Below are 20,692 nucleotides of genomic sequence, written 5' to 3' on the forward strand. Positions count from 1 at the left end.
GCGACCCCCTGGCTCTCAGCGCCTTCGTGTAGGGCGACCAGTTCTTCGTCGTGTACTTCTTCTTCGCCGGCTTGCTCATCCCGTCAGCCTACCTCACCGCTCGACCACCGGCCGGCTGGGTGGGTTGTGCAACAAAGCCGATCTGAACAGCAAGTGCAGCGGCAGCGGTCAATCACCCCAGCACCGACAACCCCAACCACTGCGCCACCAGCGCCGGCAGCATCGACAGCGTCAGCAGCCCGTGCGCGATGGTGCCGCCGAAGGGGGTCTCGGCGCGGGCGCGTTCGGGATCGACGTGGATGAACTGGTGGTCATCGGTCGCGTTGGCAAAGGCGTCGATGCGGGCCTGGTCGATCAGGTGCCAGGACGAGACGCCCACCTCCTGGCCGACGAGGGCGAGCTGGGCGGTGCGATCGAGTTCAGGTGCGGACAGAACGGGCGGGCTGGAAGCAGGCATGGCGGCAAGGTCTCCGTGTCGAAGACCACCATGTTGCAGGCTCCGCGACAGAACACCAAGCCGATGGTGAATGCCGCGTCAGTGCAGCACCAGCAGCGGCACCTTCGTGCGCGAGATGACATTCTTGGTATGCGAGCCGAACAGCAGTTCGCTGAACGCCCCCCGACCATGCGTGACCATCACGATCAGGTCGGCCTTCACGATGTCGGCCACCTCGGCGATCACCGCGTCGGTCTGGTCGCTGCGGCGGTACTCGCTGGCGAACGGCACACCGGCCGCCGTCGCACGGTCAGCAAAGGTGTGGAGGACGGTGTGGGCGTGGACATCCGTGCGGGTTTCATGGGCGGCGATCTGCTGCACGAACACGGTCGGGCTGGAACTGACGGCGGACAGCGGGATGTCCGGCTCAGCCACGAAACCAGTGATGGACGCGCCCAGCGATTGCGCCAGCTTGATGCTCGCGTCCATGGCACGAACCGACAGTGCGGACCCATCGACCGGAACAAAAAGGTGCTTGAACATGATCGGATCCTTTGCGAGTGAGCTTCCACTCTAGGCGCCGATCGGGCTTCCGGACTTGATTTACGTCAAGCGCGCCAGCGACTGCTTCGGATCGCGGAACACCAGCGGACGTTCCGGCACCACGCCGGCATCCGCCGCCGCCACCGCCGCCTGCACCACGCCGTAACGCTCGCTCTTCGGGCACACCGGATCGGCGGCAGCCGCATCCCCCGCCAGCAGGAACGCCTGGCAGCGGCAGCCGCCCAGATCCTTTTCCTTGTCCGGACAGGTGACACACGGCCCCTTCATCCAGCCGGTGCCCCGGTAGCGGTTGAAGCCTTCGCTGTCGTGCCAGATCGAGCGGATGTCGTGCTCGCGCACGTTCGGGAAGGCGAGGCCCGGCAGCATCTTTGCCGTGTGGCAGGGCAGCGCGGTGCCGTCCGGCGAGATGGTCAGAAAGATGTTGCCCCAGCCGTTCATGCACTTCTTCGGCTTGCCCTCGTGGTAGTCCGGGGCGACGAAGAACAGCTTCATCCGGTCGGCCACCTTGACGCGCCATGCGTCGGTGACGGCCTCGGCGCGGCGGATCTGCTCGCTCGTCGGCAGCAGGTGGTCGCGGTTCAGGTGTGCCCAGGAGTAGTACTGCGCGTTCGCCAGCTCCAGGTACTCGGCGCCGAGCGCGTCGGCCATCGCGATGATGCGGTCGATGTGGTCGATGTTGAGGCGGTGGATCACCACGTTCATCACCATCGGCCAGCCCAGCGCCTTGATGGTCTCGCCCACCTCCTGCTTGAGCTGGAAGGTCTTGGTGTGGCTCAGGAAGTCGTTCAGCTCGCGGGTCGAGTCCTGGAAACTGAGCTGCACATGGTCGAGTCCGGCGGCCTTCAGCGCCTGCGCCCGCGCCTTCGTCAGGCCGACGCCGGACGTGAGCAGGTTGGTGTAGTAACCCAGTCGGTGCGCCTCGGCGATCAGTTCTTCCAGATCGTCGCGCATCAGCGGCTCACCGCCCGAGAAACCGCACTGCACCGCCCCAAGCGCCCGCGCCTCGCGCAGCACGCGCAGCCAGTCGGCGGTGGAGAGTTCATCCGCCCGCTCGGTCTTCGCGAAATCGACCGGGTTGAAGCAGAACACGCAGTGCAGCGGGCAGCGGTAGGTGACTTCCGCCAGCAGCCACAGCGGCGGGCCGATCACCGGCGCGGTCGTCTGCGGTGCCTCGGTCATGCCGCGTCCACCCAGCGTTGCTGACGCGCCATGTCGAGGAAGCTTTCGACATCGCCTTGCAGGTTCGAGGCGCCGAACGCGGTTTCCAGGTCCGCCACGATCTCGGCGACGGTGGCCGCTCCGGTGCAGCGCGTCAGGATCTCGCCCGCGCTGCGGTTGAGTTTCACCATGCCTTCGGGGTAGAGCAGGACGTGGCAGCCCTGCGCTTCTTCCCACTGGAGCCGGAAGCCTCGGGCCACGCGGGGCTTGGCGTCCACGGCGCTCATGCGTTCACCGCGTAGCGCAGCGCCATCGCGTCGTTCATCGCCCACAGGATGTCGAGCTTGAAGCGCAGGATCTCGACCGCCCGGTCCTGCTGCTCGGGCGTGCGGAAATGGTCGAGCGTGACGGCCAGCCCCTGCTCCACGTCGCGCCGCGCCTGGCTGACGCGGTTGCGGAAATAGGCCAGCCCGGCGGGGTCGATCCAGCCGTAGTGCTCGGGCCAGGTCGCCAGCCGCTGCTTGTGGATCTCGGGCGCGAACAGCTCGGTCAGCGACGAGCACACCGCCTCCTGCCACGGCGCCCGGCGCGCGAAGTTCACATACGCATCGACCGCGAAGCGCACCGCCGGGATGACGTGCCGCCCGTCGAGCACTTCCTCGCGCGTCAGCCCGACCGCCTCGCCGAGCCGCAGCCACGCCTCGATGCCGCCGGGGTCGCGCACGGTCGCGCCATCCGCCCCCGTGATCTCGAAGCCGTCGTGGTCGAGGATGCGCTGGATCCACCCGCGCCGCACCGCCCGGTCGGGGCAGTTCGACAGCACGGCCGCGTCCTTCACCGGAATCGCCGTCTGGTAGCAGAAGCGGTTCGCCACCCAGCCGCGGATCTGCTCGGGCGTGGCCTTGCCCGTGTTCAGCATGACGTTGAACGGGTGGTGGATGTGGTAACTCTTGCCCTGCTCGCGCAGGCGGGTTTCAAAGGGCGACATGGGAGGCGACATCAGAATTCGATCTCCAGCCCGTCGAAGCTGACCTCGACGCCGGCCGCCTCGACCGACTGCCGCTCGGGCGAAGCTTCGTCGAGGATCGGGTTGGTGTTGTTGATGTGGATGAGCAGCTTGCGCGTCGTCGCCGGCAGCCGGCCCAGCCAGTCGAGCATTCCGCCCGCGCCGGACTGCGGCAGGTGGCCGATGTCGCGGGCGGTCTTCTTCGAGAAGCCGAGGCGGATCATCTCGTCGTCGGTCCAGAAGGTGCCGTCCACCAGCACCACGTCGGCGGTGGACATCGCTTCCCAGACAGCCGGGCTGATCTCGCCGAGGCCGGGGGCGTAGAACACGCGGCGGCCGGTGGCGACGTTCTCGAACACGAGGCCGATGTTGTCGCCGGGGACGGGTGATTCGCGGTGCGGCGAATACGGCGCAGGTTTGCTGTCGAGCGGCAGCGCGGTGAGGCGCAGGCCGGGCACGCCAGGGAGGGTGAAGGCGGTGCCGTCGATCGGCAGTTCGTTCCACGCCACACCGCAGTAATGCGACAGCACGCGCAGGATCGGGTTGCCGATGCTCAGGTCGTCGAAGGCGGGCCGCGTGGTCCACAGTGGCAGCGGGGCGCCGCGCTCGCGCAGCATGTACAGGCCGGTGCTGTGATCGACCTGCCCATCGCAGAGCAGCACCGCCGCGATGCCCGTGTCGCGCACGGCCCGCGCCGGCTGCAGCGCGGGGCTGCGCTGCAACTGGGTGAGGATGTCGGGAGAGGCGTTGACCAGCAGCCAGTCGTCCGGGCCGCCGACGGCGATGGACGACTGGGTGCGGGCGCGGTGGCTGGGAGATCCCGCCCGGACGGCGGTGCATTGCGCGCAGTTGCAGTTCCACTGGGGGAAACCGCCACCTGCGGCCGAGCCGAGCACCCGCAGTTTCATCGTGTTGTCCTGCAGCTCAGCGGGCGGCGACGTACATCGTGATTTCGAAGCCGAAACGGAAGTCGCAGGCGGTGGGGGTTTGCCAGGTCATCGGAGAACTCCTTCAAGGGGTAAGGGGTCGGTTGCGGGTTGGAGCCTGCAGTGTCGTGGTGTCCGCCGCGGCTGTCGTCGCCACAGGGATGAACCGGGCCTCATGATTTTCATGAAAGGCACGCACCCGCTTGCACAGAACGGCGCGGCACCGACAATCCGCACCATGTCCTTCCCCGTACCGAGTCCGCGCAGCCCGAGCCTGCGTCTGCAGATCCACCTGATCGTCGCCGCGCTGATGGGGGTGTTCGTCGTGGCCGTCATCGCGCTCCAGCTCGACGCCACGCGGCGCAGCGTGCGCGAGGAGATCACCGCCGGCAACCGGGTGGCCGCGCAGTTGCTGCAGCGGGTGAGCTGGGTCTACGCCAGCGCGGGGCCGCAGGCGCTGGTGCAGTTCCTGTCGCAACTCGGCCGGGTCCGGGCCAACGACATCCGCTTCGAGAGCGACAACGGGCAGCTGCTGTTCACATCGCCGCCCGCCACCTACAAACTGGGCCGCAACGCACCCGGTTGGTACAGCGCGCTGGTCTCGCCCGCACTGGAACGCCAGGTCATCCAGATGCCCGGTGGACGGTTGACGGTGGAGACCGAGCCCTCACGGGCCGTGCTGGACGGGTGGGACGAGTTCGTGGTGCTGGCCGGCACAGGCGCGGCTGTGCTCCTGCTGCTCAATCTGGCCGTGTTCTGGGGCGTCGGGCGGGCGCTCAGACCGCTGCCGACCATCGTCCATGGGCTGGCCCGGCTGCAGCAAGGCGAATACACCGCACGGCTGCCTGCGCTGCCAGGACGCGAGGCGGCGGTGATCGGGCAGGCGGTGAACCGGCTGGCCGAGGCCATCGAGGCGGAGATCGAGGCCCGCATCCGGGCCTTCGAGGCCGAGCGGACCCTGCTGGAAAGCCGCGAATTCGCCCGCCGCCTGGAGGCACACACCGAGGCCGAGCGGCGTGCCATCGCCCGCGAGCTGCACGACGAGTTCGCCCAATCCGTCACCGCGATCCGCACCCTGGCCCGCACCGTGCAGACCCGGCTGGGTGACCGCGATCCCACCAGCGCACAGGCGACCGCGATGATCGCCGAGGAGGCCGCACGGCTCTACGAGGCGATGCACGGCCTGATCCCGCGGCTGGCCCCGCCGGCACTGGACGACCTGGGGCTGGCCGACGCGCTGACCGAACTGATCGACGCCTCGCGCAGCCGCTATGGCGACATGGCACTGGAGCTGCAACTGAGCGGTCTGGAGCAGAGCCAGTCGCTGCCCGTCGAGCCCGCCCGCGCCGCCTATCGCGTCGCTCAGGAGGCGCTGACCAATGCGCTGCGCCACAGCGGTGGCACGCGGGTGCGGATCTGTGCCGAAGCCGATCCGACCGCGCTGCAACTCACGGTCGAGGACGACGGCACCGGCTTGCCCGACGACTGGGCGCGCCGCGGCCACTACGGACTGCGCGGCTTGCGCGAACGGGCGGCCACGCTGGGCGGACGGCTCAGCGTGCAACGCCGCCCCGAAGGCGGCACCCGTGTGCAAGCCTGGCTGCCGCTGCACCATGACCAAGGAGACACGACATGATCCGCGTGATGCTGGTCGATGACCACGCGCTGGTGCGCATGGGATTCCGCATGCTGCTGGCCGAATGCCCCGATCTGCAGGTGACGGGCGAGGCGGACAGCGGCGAACAGGCGCTGCTGAACGTGGCGGCAGCCGCGCCGGACGTGGTGGTGCTCGACATCTCGATGCCGGGCATGGGCGGGCTGGAGACACTGCGGCGGCTGCGGGCGCGCGGCGGGCAGCTCCGATTGCTGATGCTGTCGGCACACGATGACAGCGCCCACGCGCGGCGGGCGCTCGATGCGGGAGCGATGGGATTTCTCTCCAAGCGGAGCGCGCCGGAAAACCTGCCGGAAGCGATCCGCGCCTTGGCAGCCGGGCGGCGCTGGCTGGATGCGGACATCGCCCGCCAGCTCGCGCTGGCCGCGATCGACGGCAGTGCCAATCCGGCCGACCGGCTGTCCTCGCGTGAATTCGAGGTGTTCGTGCAACTTGCCCGCGGTCGCTCGGTGCAGGACATCGCGGGCGACCTGAACCTCTCGACCAGCACCGTCGGCACCCACCTGTACCACGTCAAGCAGAAGCTCGAAGCGGCCAACCAGGCGGAGCTGACGCTGCTGGCGCTGCGTTGGGGATTGATCGAAGCTTGAGGCTCTGCGTCCCCGTGGCTCAGTTCGACGCAGCCGACGCAGCCGATGGGGCGGCACTGGCGGCGGGTTCGGCGCTTTCGGTGCCATGCTTCTCGCCGCTCATGTCGATGTCACCACCGCTCTTCATCAGGATGAACATCGCGAGGGCGGCGAAGGCGATGAAGGCCAGAACAATCTTCCACATGGTTGGAACTCCTCGGGGTGGTCAGGTTGGGTAAGAACAGGGTAAGGTCCGCGCGACAAACGAACAAGGCGCCCCTCGCGGGGCGCCTCGTCACATCAGCCGAACTTCAGCCGATGTCAGTCGGTCAGTCACCGGCGTAGATGTCGGTGTCCTTGGTTTCCTTCACGAACAGCATGCCGACCACGAAGGTGATGGCGGCGATCGTGATGGGGTACCACAGGCCGTAGTACATGTTGCCGTTCTGGGCGACCATCGCGAAGGCGATCGTCGGCATCAGGCCACCGAACCAGCCGTTGCCGATGTGATACGGCAGCGACATCGAGGTGTAGCGGATGCGGGTCGGGAACATTTCCACCAGCATGGCGGCGATCGGGCCGTAGACCATGGTCACGTAGATCACCAGAACCGACAGGATCATGATGATCTTGACCTTGTCGATCTTGGCCGGATCCGCCTTGGCCGGGTAGCCGGCTTCTTTCAGCGCAGCAGCGACTTCCTTCTTGAACGCGGCAATCGCCTTGCCCGAGGTTTCGTCGAACTTGTGACCACCGGCCAGCAGCACGCCGGTCGGGGGCACGATTTCCTTGTCGCCGATCTTGATCGTCGTCGCTGCACCTGCGGCCACCGCTTCGTTCGTGTAGCTGGCCGAGTTCTGGGCCAGGGAACGCTTGGCGATGTCGCAGGGGTTGGTGAAGTCCACTTCACGGGCGATCGGGCTGCCCTGGAACGAGCAGGTGGCCGGGTCTGCCTTGACGGAGATCTGGGCGGTGGCTTGCGCCCTTGCCAGGTCCGGGTTGGCGGCTTCGGTCAGCGACTTGAACAGCGGGAAGAAGGTCAGCATCGCCAGCAGCAGGCCGGCCATGATGATCGGCTTGCGGCCGATCTTGTCCGACAGCGTGCCGAAGACGACGAAGAACGGCGTGCCGATCACCAGCGACGCAGCCACCAGGATGTTGGCGGTGGGGCCATCCACCTTCAGGACGCTGGTCAGGAAGAACAGCGCGTAGAACTGACCGGTGTACCAGACGACCGCCTGACCGGCGACCAGACCGAACAGGGCCAGCAGCACGATCTTCAGGTTCTTCCACTGGCCGAAGGACTCGGTCAGCGGGGCCTTGGAGGTCTTGCCCTCTTCCTTCATTTTCTTGAAAGCGGGCGATTCGTTCATCGACAGACGGATCCACACGCTGACGGCCAGCAGGAAGATCGACACGATGAACGGCACGCGCCAGCCCCAGTCGCCGAAGGCTTCTTCGCCGATGAGCGTGCGGGTGCCCAGGATGACCATCAGCGACAGGAACAGGCCCAGCGTTGCGGTGGTCTGGATCCACGCGGTGTAGGCGCCGCGGCGGCCGTGCGGGGCGTGTTCGGCCACGTACGTGGCAGCACCACCGTACTCGCCGCCGAGCGCCAGGCCCTGCAGCATGCGCAGCGAGATCAGGATCACCGGAGCAGCGACACCGATCGAGGCATAGTTGGGCAGGATACCGACGATGAACGTCGCCAGGCCCATGATCATGATGGTGACCAGGAAGGTGTACTTCCGGCCGATCATGTCACCGAGGCGGCCAAACACCAGCGCGCCGAACGGGCGCACGATGAAGCCGGCCGCAAACGCAAGCAGCGCAAAAATGAACGCGGCGGACGGATCCAGACCGCTGAAGAACTGCTTGGCGATGATCGCAGCGAGCGATCCGTACAGGTAGAAGTCGTACCACTCGAAGACCGTGCCGAGCGAGGAAGCGAAGATGACCTTCCGCTCCTCTGCCGTCATCGGCGAATTGGTGGCCCGAGCGTTCGCGGGAATGCTGGACATGTGTTTGTCTCCTCGACCAGAAAATCAGCGCCGCGACCACGGCGCATGGGTTCACTGTCGAACCGACCTCTGACCATTCCCTGACAGATAACCAACACAACCTTACAGAATCAACAACAACCCGCACCCTTCATTTCATGATGCGGGAAATGAAGGGAATAGATCACTGAGCTAGGGTTAATCCTGCCCGTGATGGATGTCAATTTTCGTGGCGGATCGGCGACTTGGCAGCGCCAACCAGATTGGTTCACGCTCAGCGGCCGACAGCTTGGACCACGCCGTGATTTCCGGAATCGTGCGGGCGCAGCCAATGCAATGACCCGTGTCGGGATCGATGCGGCAGGTGTTGATGCACGGGCTGTTTGGCCGATCCACTGGCGCAGGTGCCGCCAACAGCTGCGTGACATCGGCCACGGGCGCACCATCGGTCAGCACCACCAGCTCCGCCGGGGCCAGCGGGAACACGGCATGGGGATGTCCCGCCGCGGCCCAGATCCGCTCGAAGCGGAACAGCTCCCGGTCGATGAGCACGACCGGCGCGGTGATGTGCCCCACGGGCGAGACCCCACCGATGGAGAACCCGGTCCGCGCCTTCACGAACCCGGCATCCGCGCGACCGATCGGCCCCACCCGCGCGGCCACCAGACGCTCGTCCACCCGGCGATCGCCCGAGGTCACGACCAGCACGGCGACCTCATCCGCCCGCCGCCGGAAGATGACGCTCTTGGCAATCTGCCCGAGCTGCACGCCGAGCGCATCGGCGGCTTCCTGGGCGGTGCGGGCGGCCACGTCCAGCAGCGTCGGGGCGTGGGAATGCCCACGGTCGGCCAGCACCGCGCGCACACGCCGCACGCCTTCCGGTAGTTCTAGTTCCATGCTGATGCCCCGAAATGCAGATAAAACCCGGGCATGTTCGCACAAGCACCCTGGTTGAAGGGCCGGCAAGGGTTCCGGCACCGCTGGCACGCGGCGATCATGGACGCCGCATGTCCGCACTCACCCACGCCCAACCCACCTCGACACCCACACTGGACCTGAGCGGCCGCCCGCCACGGGTCGTGCTCGACACGGCCGTGGTGGCCTCGGCGCTGGTGTTTGGCGGCCCGACGGCAGCGCGGCTGCGGCGGGCCTGGCGCCACGGCTTCTGCCGGCCCATGGTGTGCCGCAACACGCTGATGGACCTGACCCGCCACCTGGGCGACGCGCAACTCGGTTTCAGCGTGGCCGAGCAGCAGCAGATGCTCGGCGAGTACCTGCCCTATGTGCTCAAGGTGCGTGTACCGATGGCCGGGGACGAGCCGACGGGCCTGGCCTTCGTCCAGCTGGCCATGGCCGGACAGGCCCACGTGCTGGTGAGCAGCGACGCCGCACTGCTGGCCATGCACGAACGGCTGCCATTCGCGGTGCTGCCGCTGGAGCCTTTCCTGCACCTGCTGCGCGAGTCGCCGATCGACCCGGCCCCGCTGCGCCTGCCGGTCCAGCGCCTGCGCTGACTTGCGCCGATCGGCATTCACCAGCCGACCGTGCGCCACCACGCCAGCGCACTCAGCCACAGCGGCGCCGTCAGCGCGAACCCGGCCGTGGACAACACGATCACCGCACTGGCCTCGCCTTCGAGCACCCGGTAGCGCTGCGCGAACAGCAGCGTGTTGCTGCCCGCGGGCAGCGCCGCCGCCATCACCAGCACCGACAGTGCCACTCCGTCGAGGTGGAACACCAGCACACCGGATGTGGCCACCAGCGCCGGCAGCAGCAGGAGCTTGAGCGCCGCCAGCCCCGCCGCCGCAGACCAGCGCGGCCCCAGCCCGTACTGGTCCAGCGACACGCCGATCAGCACCAGGCACAGCGGCACGGCGCCCTGCCCCAGCATCTGCAACACGCTGTCGAGCCACTGCGGCAATGCCAGCCCACCCAGGTTCCACGCCAGGCCCAGCAGCACGGGCAAGACCACCGGGTGGATCAGCGTCTGGCGCGCGATGGTCAGCAGCGTCTGGCCGATCGCCAGTGCGCCGGTGTGGCGGGCGGCGGCGCGGGCGCGGTCGGCCTCGGCCAGCACGGTGAAGGGACCGAGCAGCAGCAGCGCGTGCAGACTGACAAGCGCCACGTGCAGCCGCAGGCCCTCCTCGCCGAACAACGCTGCCGCGAACGGCAACCCGAGCTGCACCGTGTTGCCGAAGCTCAGCGTCACCGCGCGGATGGCCGGCGCCGCCGGGTCGTCCGTCCCCGGCACACGGTGCCAGCGCTGCCAGGCCCACACGCCCAGCGCCCACAGCAGCAGCGGCCCGAAAAACGCCGCCACCAACCGCCACGGCAGCGCCGCCAGATTCACCGTCGCCGTGGTGCGGAACAGCAGCCCCGGCAAAAACACCATGAACCCGATGTTCGACAAGGTGCGCAGCCCCGCCGCACCACCCGTCAGACCGGCACGCGCCGCGCCATAGCCGATGCCCCCGACAACGAACAGCGTGAACAGCTTCAGAAAGAGATCGACCGACATGCCCCGAGCTTAGACGCGGGGCAGGTCGGTCGCTGTACGCGGTCGCCGCAGCGTCCGATCAGGCCGGTGCCTTCTTGGCCGCGGCCTTCTTCGCCGGCACCTTGGCTGCACGCGGCTCGAACTCGAACACCACCTTGCCCTCCTTCTTGTCATAGACGAGGAAGGCCTTGAACTTGCGCTTGGTCTTGTTCGAGACGAAGCCGTCGAGCAGCGCGGTCTTGCCGCTGTTCAGCAGCAGGGTCACCTGCTCGGGCGTGACGGGCTGCTGCAGGATGATCTTGCCGGTCTTGAAGTCGCAGGTCGCCGTCGTGCCGACCGCATGCTCGCAGACGTAGTTCGTGCCGTGTTCATGCACCGCGCTGCCGCACTTCGGGCAGCGGCCCAGCGACGCTTGTTCGGAGAAATCGACCGATTCGGCCTCTTCGGCTTCCTTCTTGGCGTCATCGCCGAAGTCGAATTCGAGCTTCCAGTTAGCGGCCTCCTCGTCGCGCACCAGCTTCAGCTCGGCCGTGAACGGCCAGCCCGCCTTGGAGCGGAAGCCCTCCAGCGGCCCGATGCGGTGGTCGGTCAGAAAAGTCTCGGCCTCGTGCAGCTCGAAGCTTCTGCCGCCAGGGATCTTGCCGATCGAGAACCCGCAGCCAGCGCCTTGGCCCTCGGCACTTGCGTCCGCACCGGTGCAGGCGAAGCGGCGGTAGTTTTCCTTGACCACGCCGCCGCAGTTGGGGCACGGGGCCGCCAGCGTCGCGTAATCGCCGGGGATGGTGTCGCGGTCGTATTCCTTGGCCTTGGTGACGACGCGGCGGGCCATGTCGGCAATGCCCTGCATGAAATCGGTGCGGCTGAGCTGGCCCTTTTCCATCAGGTTGAGCTGGTGCTCCCACTGGCCGGTCAGCTCGGGTTTGGTCAGGTCTTCCACCTCCAGGCCCCGCAGCAGCGTCATGAGCTGGAACGCCTTGGCGGTGGGCACGAGGTCACGGCCATCGCGCAGCAGGTATTTCTCGGTGATCAGCCCTTCGATCGTGGCCGCCCGCGTGGCCGGCGTGCCCAGGCCCTTCTCCTGCATCGCGGCCTTGAACTCCTCGTCGTCGATGAGCTTGCCCGCGCCTTCCATCGCGCTCAGCAGCGTCGATTCGTTGTAGCGCGCTGGCGGCTTGGTGCGCAGCGCGGCGATCTTCAGCTCGTCGGCGGTGACGATCTCGCCCGGCTTGACGGCCACGAGGTTGGCGTCCTCGCCCGCGGCTTCCTTGCCGTAGACCGCCAGCCAGCCCGGGTTCACCAGCACCTTGCCGTTGGTCTGGAACTGGTGCTCCTTGCCGGCGGCATGCACCTGCGTGATGCGGGTCGTGACCATGAACTCGGCCGAGGGGTAGAACACCGCGATGAAGCGTTTCACCACCAGGTCGTACAGCTTCGCCTCGATCTCGCTCAGGCTCTTCGGGGCCTGCAGCGTCGGGATGATGGCGAAGTGGTCCGAGATCTTCGTGTTGTCGAAGATGCGCTTCGACGGCTTGACGTAGCCCTCCTTCAGCGCCTTGCGGGCGTGGGTGGCGAGATCCTGCAGCGGGCCGGGCAGGTCTTCGCTGGCGATCATGCCCAGCGTGTCCCGCGCCACGGCGACATAGTCCTCGGGCAGCGCACGGGCGTCGGTCCGCGGGTAGGTCAGGACCTTGTGCTTCTCGTACAGCGCCTGTGCGATCGACAGCGTCGTCTTGGCCGAGAAGCCGAAACGGGAGTTGGCCTCGCGCTGCAGCGTGGTCAGGTCGTAGAGCAGCGGGCTGGCCTGCGTGCTCGGCTTGGCCTCCTCGCGCACGGTGCCGGACTTGCCGCGCACGGCGTCGGCGATGGCTTTTGCTTCATCGGCGGTCCACAGGCGGTCACTGCGGCGCTCGGCGTCCTCGTCCTTCTTGAACTTCGGGTCGAACCACTTGCCTTCGTAAACGCCGGCATCGGCCCCGAAATCGGCGCGAACTTCCCAGTAATCGCGCGCAACGTGCTTGCGGATCTTCTCCTCGCGCTCGACCATGATCGACAGCGTGGGCGTCTGCACCCTGCCCACCGTGGTGAGAAAGAAACCGCCGTCGCGCGAGTTGAACGCGGTCATGGCACGGGTGCCGTTGATGCCGATCAGCCAGTCGGCCTCGCTGCGGCTGCGGGCGGCGTCGGCCAGACCGCGCATGTCGGCCTCGCTGCGCAGCTTGCCGAAACCGTCGCGAATGGCCTGCGGCGTCATGCTCTGCAGCCACAGGCGCTGCACGGGCTTCGTGCCGACCTTGCTGCCGAGCGCGTACTGCTCGATCAGCCGGAAGATCAGCTCGCCCTCGCGGCCCGCGTCACAGGCGTTGACGAGGTCGGTGATGTCCTTGCGCTTGACCAGCTTGACGACGGCGCTCAGGCGGCTCTTGGCCTTGTCGATCGGCGCAAGGTCGAAATGCGGCGGCACCACCGGCAGGTTGGCGAAGCTCCACTTGCCGCGCTTGACGTCGAATTCCTCCGGCGCCTTGATCTCGACGAGGTGACCGACGGCGGAGGTGACCACGTAGCGGTCATTCTCGAAGTGGTCGTCGTGCTTCTCGAACTTGCCGCACACCGGGGTCAGCGCGCGGACGATGTCCTGTGCGACGGAAGGCTTCTCGGCGATGACGAGAGATTTGCTCATGATGTTCGAACTCTGCAGAACGCTGCTTGCACTGACACGCGCACCCGACCCTGTGTCAGGGTGCTCCCTACAATCCACGGCTATACGCGTACACGCACACACGGGCACGCACACGCTCACACCCCAATCTAACCAATCTCGCACCGCCATGTCTGCACCGCTGCCAGATTCGACCGCGCCGAGCCTGCCAAAGGCTCCCGGACAACGCCGTCTGCAGGTGCGCCGCTCCGGCGTCCACGGCAAAGGCGTCTATGCGCAAGTGCCGCTGAAAGCGGGCGAGATCATCATCGAATACAAGGGCGAAGTCATCCCGTGGGACGAGGCACTGCGCCGCCACCCGCGCGATCCGTCCGACCCGAACCACACCTTCTACTTCCACGTCGACGACGCCCATGTGATCGATGGCGGCGTACGCGGCAACTCGGCCCGCTGGATCAACCACGCCTGCGCCCCCAACTGCGAGACCGAGGACGACGGCGGCCGCATCTTCATCAAGGCGCTGCGCGACATCGCCCCGGGCGAAGAGCTGTTCTTCGACTACCGGTTGGTGATCGATGAACGCTACACCGCGAAACTGAAGAAAGCATACGCCTGCCGCTGCGGTGCACCAAATTGCCGGGGTACGATGCTCGGCCCCAAGCGCTGAACCAGCGCCTTCCAATTCGACTACACCACCATGCTGCACTGGGACGCCGAAACGCTCTGGCAAGACCTGGAACCGCGGGCACCCGGCCTGAGCGTCGAGGTGCTGGCCGAGACTGGCTCCACCAACACGCTGCTGCTCGAACGCGGTCGCCAGGGCCTGGATACGCCCTGCCTGCTCGTCGCCGAGTGCCAGACCGCCGGCCGGGGCCGTCTGGGCCGCCCGTGGTGGTCGCAGCCCGGTCAAGCCTTGACGTTCTCGCTCGGCATCAAGCTGGCCCCGGCCGACTGGAGCGGGCTGTCGCTGGCGGTCGGTGTGGCGCTGTCCGAGGCGCTGGGGGCGCAGATCGGCCTGAAGTGGCCCAACGACCTGTGGCTGCGCGGCGACGACCGCAAGCTCGGCGGCATCCTGATCGAGGTCGCCCCGCTGGCAGAACCCGGCCCGCGCCCCGGCGAGCGCTGGGTCGTGATCGGTGCCGGTCTGAACGTGACGCCGCTGCCAGACGCGCAGGCCGACGCCGACACCTTCCGCACCGGCTACGCCTGCCTGCAGGCGTTCGAACCGATGCTGACCGCCCCGCAGCTCCTGCACCGTGTGGCCCGCCCGCTGCTAGACGCGGTGCTCGCCTTCGAGACCGACGGACTGGCCCCGCTGCGCACCCGCTATGCCGCGCGGGATGTGCTGGCCGGCCGTACGGTGCAGGCCGGCGCCATCACTGGCATCGCCTGCGGCCTGACCGCCGACGGCTCGCTGCAGGTGCGTGACGTCCACGGCACCATCCATGCCCTCCACAGCGGCGAAGTGAGCGTGCGTCCATGCTGAGAGCCCTGGTGCTGATCCTGATGCTGGCCAACGCTGCGTTCTACGGCTGGACGCAGGGCTGGCTGACCGACGTGCTCGGCCTGTCGCCCGATGGCAACCGCGAGCCGCAGCGGCTGACCGCGCAGATCGATCCGACCGCCCTGCGCGTGCTCAGCCTGGGTGCGACAGCCCGGCCTGGCAGCCCCTCGGCCGCGCTGCCCGCCACGGCCACCCAGATTCCGGCACCAGAAGCCTCCGAACCACCGGCCTCCACTCCCGCCAGTGCCAGTACGGGCAACCCCGAGGACCGTACAGCCGCGCCCGCAGCACCACCGCCACCGATCTGCCTCGAAGCCGGCCCGTTCACTCCGGCCGAATGGCGCGTGGCCGAAAACGCCCTGCGCAACACGCTGGGCGAAGGCCCGTGGCAGCTCACCACGCGAGAGAAACCCGGCAGCTGGATCGTCTACGTCGGCCCCTACAAGAGCCGCACCGTCATGGACAAGCGGGCCGAACAGTTGCGCAAGATGGAAATCGCCTTCGAGGAAGCGCGCGACCTGCCCGAGGAATACCTGCCCGGCTTCGTTTTCGGTCGCCACGGGGTCGAGGCGGATGCCCGTGCGCTGCAGACGCGCCTGACCACGCAGAAGGTCAAGTACGTGCGCGTGGTGCCACTGGTCAAACCGACTGCGCTGCACACGGTGCGCATCCAGAAGGCCGACGCCGACATCCACGAGCGGGTCACCGCGCTCAAGCCACGCCTGAGCGGGCATCCGTTCGAGACCTGCAAGCGCTGAACGATCCTGCTGAAACGCCCATGAAAAAGGCCCCTCGCAGGGGCCTTGGTGCTTCAGTGAACCGGGTGGACCGGGATCACGTTCACTTGGCGATGACGCGCGCCATCTCCAGGCACTTGTTCGAGTAGCCCCACTCGTTGTCGTACCAGCTCACGACCTTCACGAAGGTGCTGTCCAGCGCCAGACCGGCTTCGGCGTCGAACACCGAAGTGCAGGGCTCGCCACGGAAGTCGGTCGCGACGACCTTGTCCTCGGTGTAGCCCAGCACGCCCTTCATGGCACCTTCGGACGCGGCCTTCATGGCGGCGCAGATCTCGGCGTAGGTGGCCGGGCTGTTCAGCTCGACCGTCAGGTCCACAACCGACACGTCCGAGGTCGGCACGCGGAAGGCCATGCCGGTCAGCTTCTTGTTCAGCTCCGGGATCACCACGCCGACGGCCTTGGCAGCGCCAGTGGACGACGGGATGATGTTTTCCAGGATGCCGCGACCGCCGCGCCAGTCCTTGTTGCTCGGGCCGTCCACGGTCTTCTGCGTGGCGGTGGCCGCGTGGACCGTGGTCATCAGGCCGCGCTTGATGCCCCAGGTGTCGTTGAGCACCTTGGCGACCGGCGCCAGGCAGTTCGTCGTGCAGGACGCATTGGAGATGATGGCCTGACCGGCGTAGGTCTTGTCGTTCACACCGTAGACGAACATCGGGGTGTCGTCCTTCGACGGCGCCGACAGGATGACCTTCTTCGCGCCCGCCTTCAGGTGGGCTTCGGCGGTTTCCTTGGTCAGGAACAGGCCGGTGGACTCGATGACAACATCGGCGCCGACTTCGTCCCACTTCAGCTCGGCCGGGTTCTTCACCGCGGTCAGGCGAATCGGCTTGCCGTTGACGACCAGCGTGTTGCCTTCGACGGCCACGTCACCCTTGAAGCGGCCGTGGACCGAGTCGTACTTGAGCATGTACGCCAGGTAATCCGGCTCCAGCAGGTCGTTGATGCCGACGATTTCGATGTCGTCCGCAAAGTTCTGCACCGCAGCGCGGAACACCATGCGACCGATGCGGCCGAAGCCGTTGATGCCAATCTTGATGGTCATGGAAACACTCCTGGGGGGATGAAAAAACCTGGACAAACCGGGACGGGGCGAGGCTGGGCAGGACAGCGCGTGCAGTGTCCCGCCACAACGGTTACTTGCCGAGAACTTTCCGCACCGTGGCGACGACGTTCTCCGCCGTGAAGCCGAAGTGCTTGAACAGCACGCCGGCCGGGGCCGACTCGCCGTAGGTGTCGATGCCGATGACTGCGGCGCAGCCGTACTTCCACCAGAAGTCGGTCACGCCCATCTCGACGGCGATGCGCGGCACCTTGGCCGGCAGCACGGCGGACTTGTATTCGACGCTCTGGCGGTCGAACACGGTCGTCGAGGGCATGCTGACCACGCGCACGGCGATCTTGTCCTTGGCGAGTTCGGCCTGCGCAGCCAGCGCAAGCTGCACCTCGGAGCCGGTCGCCACGATCACGGCGTCCGGCTTCTTGCCCTTCTTGAAGCCGGCATCACTCGGCTCGGACAGCACGTAGGCGCCCTTGGTGATCTCGTCGGCGGTGGTCTTGGGCGCGTAGGGCAGGTTCTGGCGCGACAGCAGCAGCGCGCTCGGGCGGTTGCGGTTGGCCAGCGCCATCGTCCACGCCACGGCGGTTTCGCAGGTATCGGCCGGACGCCAGACATCGAGGCCGGGGATCAGGCGCAGGCTGGCGGCGTGTTCGATCGACTGGTGGGTGGGACCGTCTTCGCCCAGACCGATGGAGTCGTGGGTGAAGACGTGGACCACGCGCAGCTTCATCAGCGCAGCCATGCGGATGGCGTTGCGGCTGTAGTCGCTGAAGGTCAGGAAGGTGCCGCCATAGGGGATGTAGCCGCCGTGCAGCGCCACGCCGTTCATGATCGCGGCCATGCCGAACTCGCGCACGCCGTAGTTGATGTGGCGGCCGAGCTGGCCTTCGGCGTTGCGCACCGGGGCGCCGGTGGCGTCGAAGCGCAGCGGGGGGGTGCTCGTGGTGTTGGTCAGGTTCGAGCCGGTGAGGTCGGCCGAGCCGCCCAGCATTTCCGGCAGCTTCGCGGTGAAGTGCTCCAGCGAGATCTGGCTGGCCTTGCGGCTGGCGACCGTCTCGGCCTTGTCGTGGGCCGCGCCGACCGCTTCGACGGCGATGTCGGCGAAACCGTCCGGCAGATCGCCGATCATGCGGCGCTCGAACTCGACCGCCTGCGTCGGGCAAGCACGCACGTAGGCTTCGAAACGCTCGTCCCACTCGGCCTGTGCTGCGGCACCCGCGGCGCGGCAGTCCCACGCGGCGGCGATGTCGGCAGGAATGGTGAACGGCTCGGCGGTCCAGCCGATCGCGGCGCGGGTCAGCGCGATCTCGGCAGCACCCAGCGGCTCGCCATGGGCCTTGGCCGTGTTGGCGCGGTTCGGCGAGCCCTGGCCGATGTGGGTCTTGCAGACGATCAGCGTCGGCTTGTCGGTGCTCAGCCTGGCCTGGGCGATGGCGGCATCCACGGCGTCCACGTCATGGCCGTTCACCGCGTCGATGACGTTCCAGCCGTAGGCGGCGAAGCGCTGCGGCGTGTTGTCGATGAACCAGGGCGCGACCTGTCCGTCGATGGAGATGCCGTTGTCGTCGTACAGCGCGATCAGCTTGTTCAGCTTCCAGGCGCCGGCCAGCGCGCAGGCTTCGTGGCTGATGCCTTCCATCAGGCAGCCGTCGCCCATGAAGGCGTAGGTGCTGTGGTCGACGATGGTGTGGCCGCCGATGTTGAACTCGGCGGCGAGCAGCTTCTCGGCCAGCGCCATGCCGACGGCGTTGGTGAGGCCCTGGCCGAGCGGGCCGGTGGTCGTCTCGATGCCCGGGGTCACGCCGACTTCCGGGTGGCCCGGCGTCTTGCTGTGCATCTGGCGGAAGGCCTTGAGGTCGTCCAGCGAGAGGTCGTAGCCGGTCAGGTGCAGCAGCGCGTAGACCAGCATCGAGCCGTGGCCGTTTGACAGCACGAAGCGGTCGCGGTCGGCCCACTGCGGGTTGGCCGGGTTGTGCTTGAGGTGGCGCTTCCACAGGGCGACGCCGATGTCGGCCATGCCCATCGGGGCGCCGGGGTGTCCGGAGTTGGCTTGTTGCACGGCGTCCATGGCCAGTGCGCGGATGGCGTTGGCCATCGAGGAAGAAAGGGAAACAGGTGTGGCGGCCATGGACACAAGCAGAGTAGGTGTGGTCGGGAGGGCGAAACCGCGATTTTAAGCGGCGGCGCCAACCAGCCCCCTGAAACATCCCTTGACGGCCGTCAACCCGGCCCGGCGCGAAGCTGCGACGCTGCAGGCACAGGCCACCACGGCCGCGCCCAGGAGACGCCATCCATGTCCAAGATGCCCACCCCGACCGCCATCCGCATCATCCGCGAAGAGCACCAGGCGCTCAGCGCCATGCTCAGCTCGCTGCCCCTGCTGCTGCGCCAGCACCGGCAGGATGGCACGCCCGTGCGCTTCGACGTGCTGCGCGCGATGCTGTTCTACGTCGACGAATTTCCCGAAAAACTGCACCACCGCAAGGAGTCGGATCTGCTGTTCCCGATGCTCCGCAGCCGCAGCGACACAGCCGCCGAGGTGCTCGACAAGCTCGACCGCGACCACGCGGTGGGCGAGCGGGCGATCCGCGATCTGGAGCACACGCTGCTGGCCTGGGAGATGCTGGGCGAGACGCGCCGCGAAGATTTCGCCCAGGCGGTCGAGCGTTACCTGTCGTTCTACCTGAAGCACATGCAGCTCGAAGAGGAGATCGTGCTGCCAATGGCGCAACAGGTGCTGCAGGCCGAGGACTGGGCGGTGCTGGACGATGCCTTTGCAGAAAACCGGGATCCGCTGACCGGCCACACCCCGTCGGCCGAATACGAACAGCTCTTCAGCCGCATCGTGCGCACCGCACCGGCCCCCATTGGTCTGGGGGCTGCGACCTGACGGAGCCATTCGCGGGCGGGGTTCCCGGCGGTGCGGCGGGCTCTACACTTCGAAGCCCGTGAAGACCACCACCACCCCACCCTCCCTGCCGCCGCGCGCCATCATGCTCGCCGCGGGCCGTGGCGAGCGCATGCGCCCGCTGACCGACACCACGCCCAAGCCGCTGCTGCCGGTCTTCGGGCGACCGCTGATCGAGTGGCACCTGCACGCCCTCGCCCGTGACGGCGTGCGCGAGGTGGTCGTCAACACCGCGTGGCTCGAAGACTGCTTCCCTGCCGTGCTCGGCGACGGCTCGCGCTTCGGCCTCTCGATCCGCTACTCGCATGAAGGCCGCGACTTCGGCGGCGCGCTGGAAACCGCTGGCGGCATCGCCACGGTGCAAGACTGGCTGTGCGCCGACGGCCGAGAAGCGTTCTGGGTGGTCTCGGGTGACATCTGGGCACCGGACTTCCATTTCGACGCCGCGCTCGTCGATGACTTCATCGCCAGCGGCCAGGACGCACGCCTCTGGGTGGTGCCGAACCCGCCTTACCACCCGCGCGGCGACTTTGACCACGGCGGCACCCGCATGACCTACGCCAACCTCGCGCTGATGAGCCCGCGGCTGTGCGCCGGGCTGCCGGTCGGGCGGCGAGCCGCCCTCGGATCGCTGCTGATCAACGGGGTCGCTGCGGGCCGGATCGGGCTCGAAACCGGCGTCGGCCGCTGGGAAAACGTCGGCACGCCGGCGCAACTCGCCGCCCTGCAGGACCAGCCCCACCCTGGCGCCTAGAATTCACGCCAGACACGTCCAAGCGCACGTCCCCGCCCAAGTCCTCCACGTCCTTCCAAGTCCTCCAAGCTGCCCACCACCATGCTGACCTTCCAGCACATCATTCTTCGCCTTCAGGAATACTGGGACGCCCAGGGCTGTGCGCTGCTGCAGCCCTACGACATGGAAGTCGGCGCCGGCAC

Annotated in this window: 22 protein-coding genes and 1 pseudogene; 9 read left to right on the forward strand and 14 right to left on the reverse strand. The window is 67.5% G+C overall.

The genetic code is table 11. The annotated features are described in order from the left end of the window. Positions 1-187: 187 nt before the first annotated feature. From RMP06_RS05455 to pqqA, 7 genes and pseudogenes are all read right to left on the reverse strand, one after another. A pseudogene (locus RMP06_RS05455) lies at positions 188-457 on the reverse strand (MaoC/PaaZ C-terminal domain-containing protein); the annotation flags it as partial. 78 nt (positions 458-535) lie between these two features. Then, entirely contained in the window at positions 536-979 is a 444-nt protein-coding gene (locus RMP06_RS05460; protein ID WP_310460759.1) for a universal stress protein, read from the reverse strand. A gap of 60 nt (positions 980-1,039) precedes the next feature. Further along, entirely contained in the window at positions 1,040-2,179 is a 1,140-nt protein-coding gene (gene pqqE, locus RMP06_RS05465; RefSeq protein ID WP_310460760.1) for a pyrroloquinoline quinone biosynthesis protein PqqE, read from the reverse strand. After that, a complete protein-coding gene (pqqD, locus tag RMP06_RS05470) occupies positions 2,176-2,445 on the reverse strand; it encodes a pyrroloquinoline quinone biosynthesis peptide chaperone PqqD (protein WP_310460761.1) in 270 nt (89 codons plus the stop codon). Before pqqD ends, pqqE begins: the two co-directional genes overlap by 4 nt. Next, entirely contained in the window at positions 2,442-3,146 is a 705-nt protein-coding gene (pqqC, locus tag RMP06_RS05475; protein ID WP_310460762.1) for a pyrroloquinoline-quinone synthase PqqC, read from the reverse strand. The genes pqqD and pqqC overlap by 4 nt, the downstream gene beginning before the upstream one ends. An 11-nt stretch (positions 3,147-3,157) precedes the next feature. Beyond that, positions 3,158-4,072 (reverse strand): pyrroloquinoline quinone biosynthesis protein PqqB, encoded by a 915-nt coding sequence (pqqB, locus tag RMP06_RS05480; protein ID WP_310460763.1) that lies wholly within the window; start codon positions 4,070-4,072, stop codon positions 3,158-3,160. Positions 4,073-4,088: 16 nt separating this feature from the next. Beyond that, entirely contained in the window at positions 4,089-4,163 is a 75-nt protein-coding gene (gene pqqA, locus RMP06_RS21445) for a pyrroloquinoline quinone precursor peptide PqqA (protein WP_179636014.1), read from the reverse strand. 165 nt (positions 4,164-4,328) lie between these two features. On the opposite strand from pqqA, the gene RMP06_RS05485 reads away from it, so the two are divergent. Continuing rightward, a complete protein-coding gene (locus RMP06_RS05485; protein WP_310460764.1) occupies positions 4,329-5,726 on the forward strand; it encodes a sensor histidine kinase in 1,398 nt (465 codons plus the stop codon). After that, complete coding sequence (locus RMP06_RS05490) at positions 5,723-6,355, forward strand: response regulator (protein ID WP_310460765.1); 633 nt, start codon at positions 5,723-5,725, stop codon at positions 6,353-6,355. Before RMP06_RS05485 ends, RMP06_RS05490 begins: the two co-directional genes overlap by 4 nt. A 19-nt stretch (positions 6,356-6,374) precedes the next feature. Here RMP06_RS05490 and RMP06_RS05495 read toward each other — a convergent pair whose 3' ends face one another. The 3 genes from RMP06_RS05495 to RMP06_RS05505 form a co-directional block, all read right to left on the reverse strand. Then, complete coding sequence (locus RMP06_RS05495; protein ID WP_310460766.1) at positions 6,375-6,539, reverse strand: hypothetical protein; 165 nt, start codon at positions 6,537-6,539, stop codon at positions 6,375-6,377. A 124-nt stretch (positions 6,540-6,663) separates the two neighbouring features. After that, entirely contained in the window at positions 6,664-8,355 is a 1,692-nt protein-coding gene (locus RMP06_RS05500; RefSeq protein WP_310460767.1) for an MFS transporter, read from the reverse strand. A gap of 177 nt (positions 8,356-8,532) precedes the next feature. After that, positions 8,533-9,231, reverse strand: a complete 699-nt coding sequence (locus tag RMP06_RS05505) for a YbaK/EbsC family protein (protein WP_310460768.1) — start codon at positions 9,229-9,231, stop codon at positions 8,533-8,535. A gap of 110 nt (positions 9,232-9,341) precedes the next feature. On the opposite strand from RMP06_RS05505, the gene RMP06_RS05510 reads away from it, so the two are divergent. Beyond that, positions 9,342-9,848, forward strand: a complete 507-nt coding sequence (locus tag RMP06_RS05510) for a PIN domain-containing protein (RefSeq protein WP_310460769.1) — start codon at positions 9,342-9,344, stop codon at positions 9,846-9,848. A gap of 17 nt (positions 9,849-9,865) precedes the next feature. Here RMP06_RS05510 and RMP06_RS05515 read toward each other — a convergent pair whose 3' ends face one another. Continuing rightward, complete coding sequence (locus RMP06_RS05515) at positions 9,866-10,852, reverse strand: AEC family transporter (RefSeq protein ID WP_310460770.1); 987 nt, start codon at positions 10,850-10,852, stop codon at positions 9,866-9,868. Positions 10,853-10,910: 58 nt separating this feature from the next. Further along, a complete protein-coding gene (locus RMP06_RS05520) occupies positions 10,911-13,508 on the reverse strand; it encodes a DNA topoisomerase III (protein WP_310460771.1) in 2,598 nt (865 codons plus the stop codon). A gap of 148 nt (positions 13,509-13,656) precedes the next feature. Here RMP06_RS05520 and RMP06_RS05525 point away from each other — a divergent pair, with 148 nt between their 5' ends. From RMP06_RS05525 to RMP06_RS05535, 3 genes are read left to right on the forward strand one after another with little or no spacing between them, the layout of a single operon-like run. Next, the gene (locus tag RMP06_RS05525; protein WP_310460772.1) at positions 13,657-14,154 is read left to right on the forward strand and encodes an SET domain-containing protein; all 498 of its coding nucleotides are present in this window, start codon (positions 13,657-13,659) and stop codon (positions 14,152-14,154) included. Between the two features lie 30 nt (positions 14,155-14,184). Continuing rightward, positions 14,185-14,973: a biotin--[acetyl-CoA-carboxylase] ligase gene (locus tag RMP06_RS05530; RefSeq protein WP_310460773.1), complete on the forward strand. Its 789-nt coding sequence runs from the start codon at positions 14,185-14,187 to the stop codon at positions 14,971-14,973. Then, complete coding sequence (locus RMP06_RS05535; RefSeq protein ID WP_310460774.1) at positions 14,967-15,749, forward strand: hypothetical protein; 783 nt, start codon at positions 14,967-14,969, stop codon at positions 15,747-15,749. Before RMP06_RS05530 ends, RMP06_RS05535 begins: the two co-directional genes overlap by 7 nt. 82 nt (positions 15,750-15,831) lie before the next feature. On the opposite strand, the gene gap is transcribed toward RMP06_RS05535, so the two are convergent. Continuing rightward, positions 15,832-16,833 carry a type I glyceraldehyde-3-phosphate dehydrogenase gene (gene gap, locus RMP06_RS05540; protein WP_310460775.1) on the reverse strand — a complete coding sequence of 334 codons (1,002 nt, stop codon included), beginning with the start codon at positions 16,831-16,833 and terminating at the stop codon, positions 15,832-15,834. A gap of 91 nt (positions 16,834-16,924) precedes the next feature. Further along, complete coding sequence (gene tkt / locus RMP06_RS05545; protein ID WP_310460776.1) at positions 16,925-18,976, reverse strand: transketolase; 2,052 nt, start codon at positions 18,974-18,976, stop codon at positions 16,925-16,927. A 174-nt stretch (positions 18,977-19,150) separates the two neighbouring features. Between tkt and RMP06_RS05550 the strand changes: the two genes are divergently transcribed. The 3 genes from RMP06_RS05550 to RMP06_RS05560 form a co-directional block, all read left to right on the forward strand. Further along, the gene (locus RMP06_RS05550; RefSeq protein WP_409050103.1) at positions 19,151-19,738 is read left to right on the forward strand and encodes a hemerythrin domain-containing protein; all 588 of its coding nucleotides are present in this window, start codon (positions 19,151-19,153) and stop codon (positions 19,736-19,738) included. A 103-nt stretch (positions 19,739-19,841) separates the two neighbouring features. Further along, on the forward strand, positions 19,842-20,510 hold the full coding sequence (locus RMP06_RS05555) for a nucleotidyltransferase family protein (protein ID WP_310460778.1): 669 nt from the start codon (positions 19,842-19,844) through the stop codon (positions 20,508-20,510). Positions 20,511-20,579: 69 nt separating this feature from the next. Next, positions 20,580-20,692 (forward strand): glycine--tRNA ligase subunit alpha (locus tag RMP06_RS05560; RefSeq protein WP_409050104.1); only part of this gene is annotated, 113 nt, incomplete at its 3' end.

The organism is Sphaerotilus sp., from assembly GCF_031429695.1.
Taxonomy (GTDB): Bacteria; Pseudomonadota; Gammaproteobacteria; order Burkholderiales; family Burkholderiaceae_C; genus Sphaerotilus.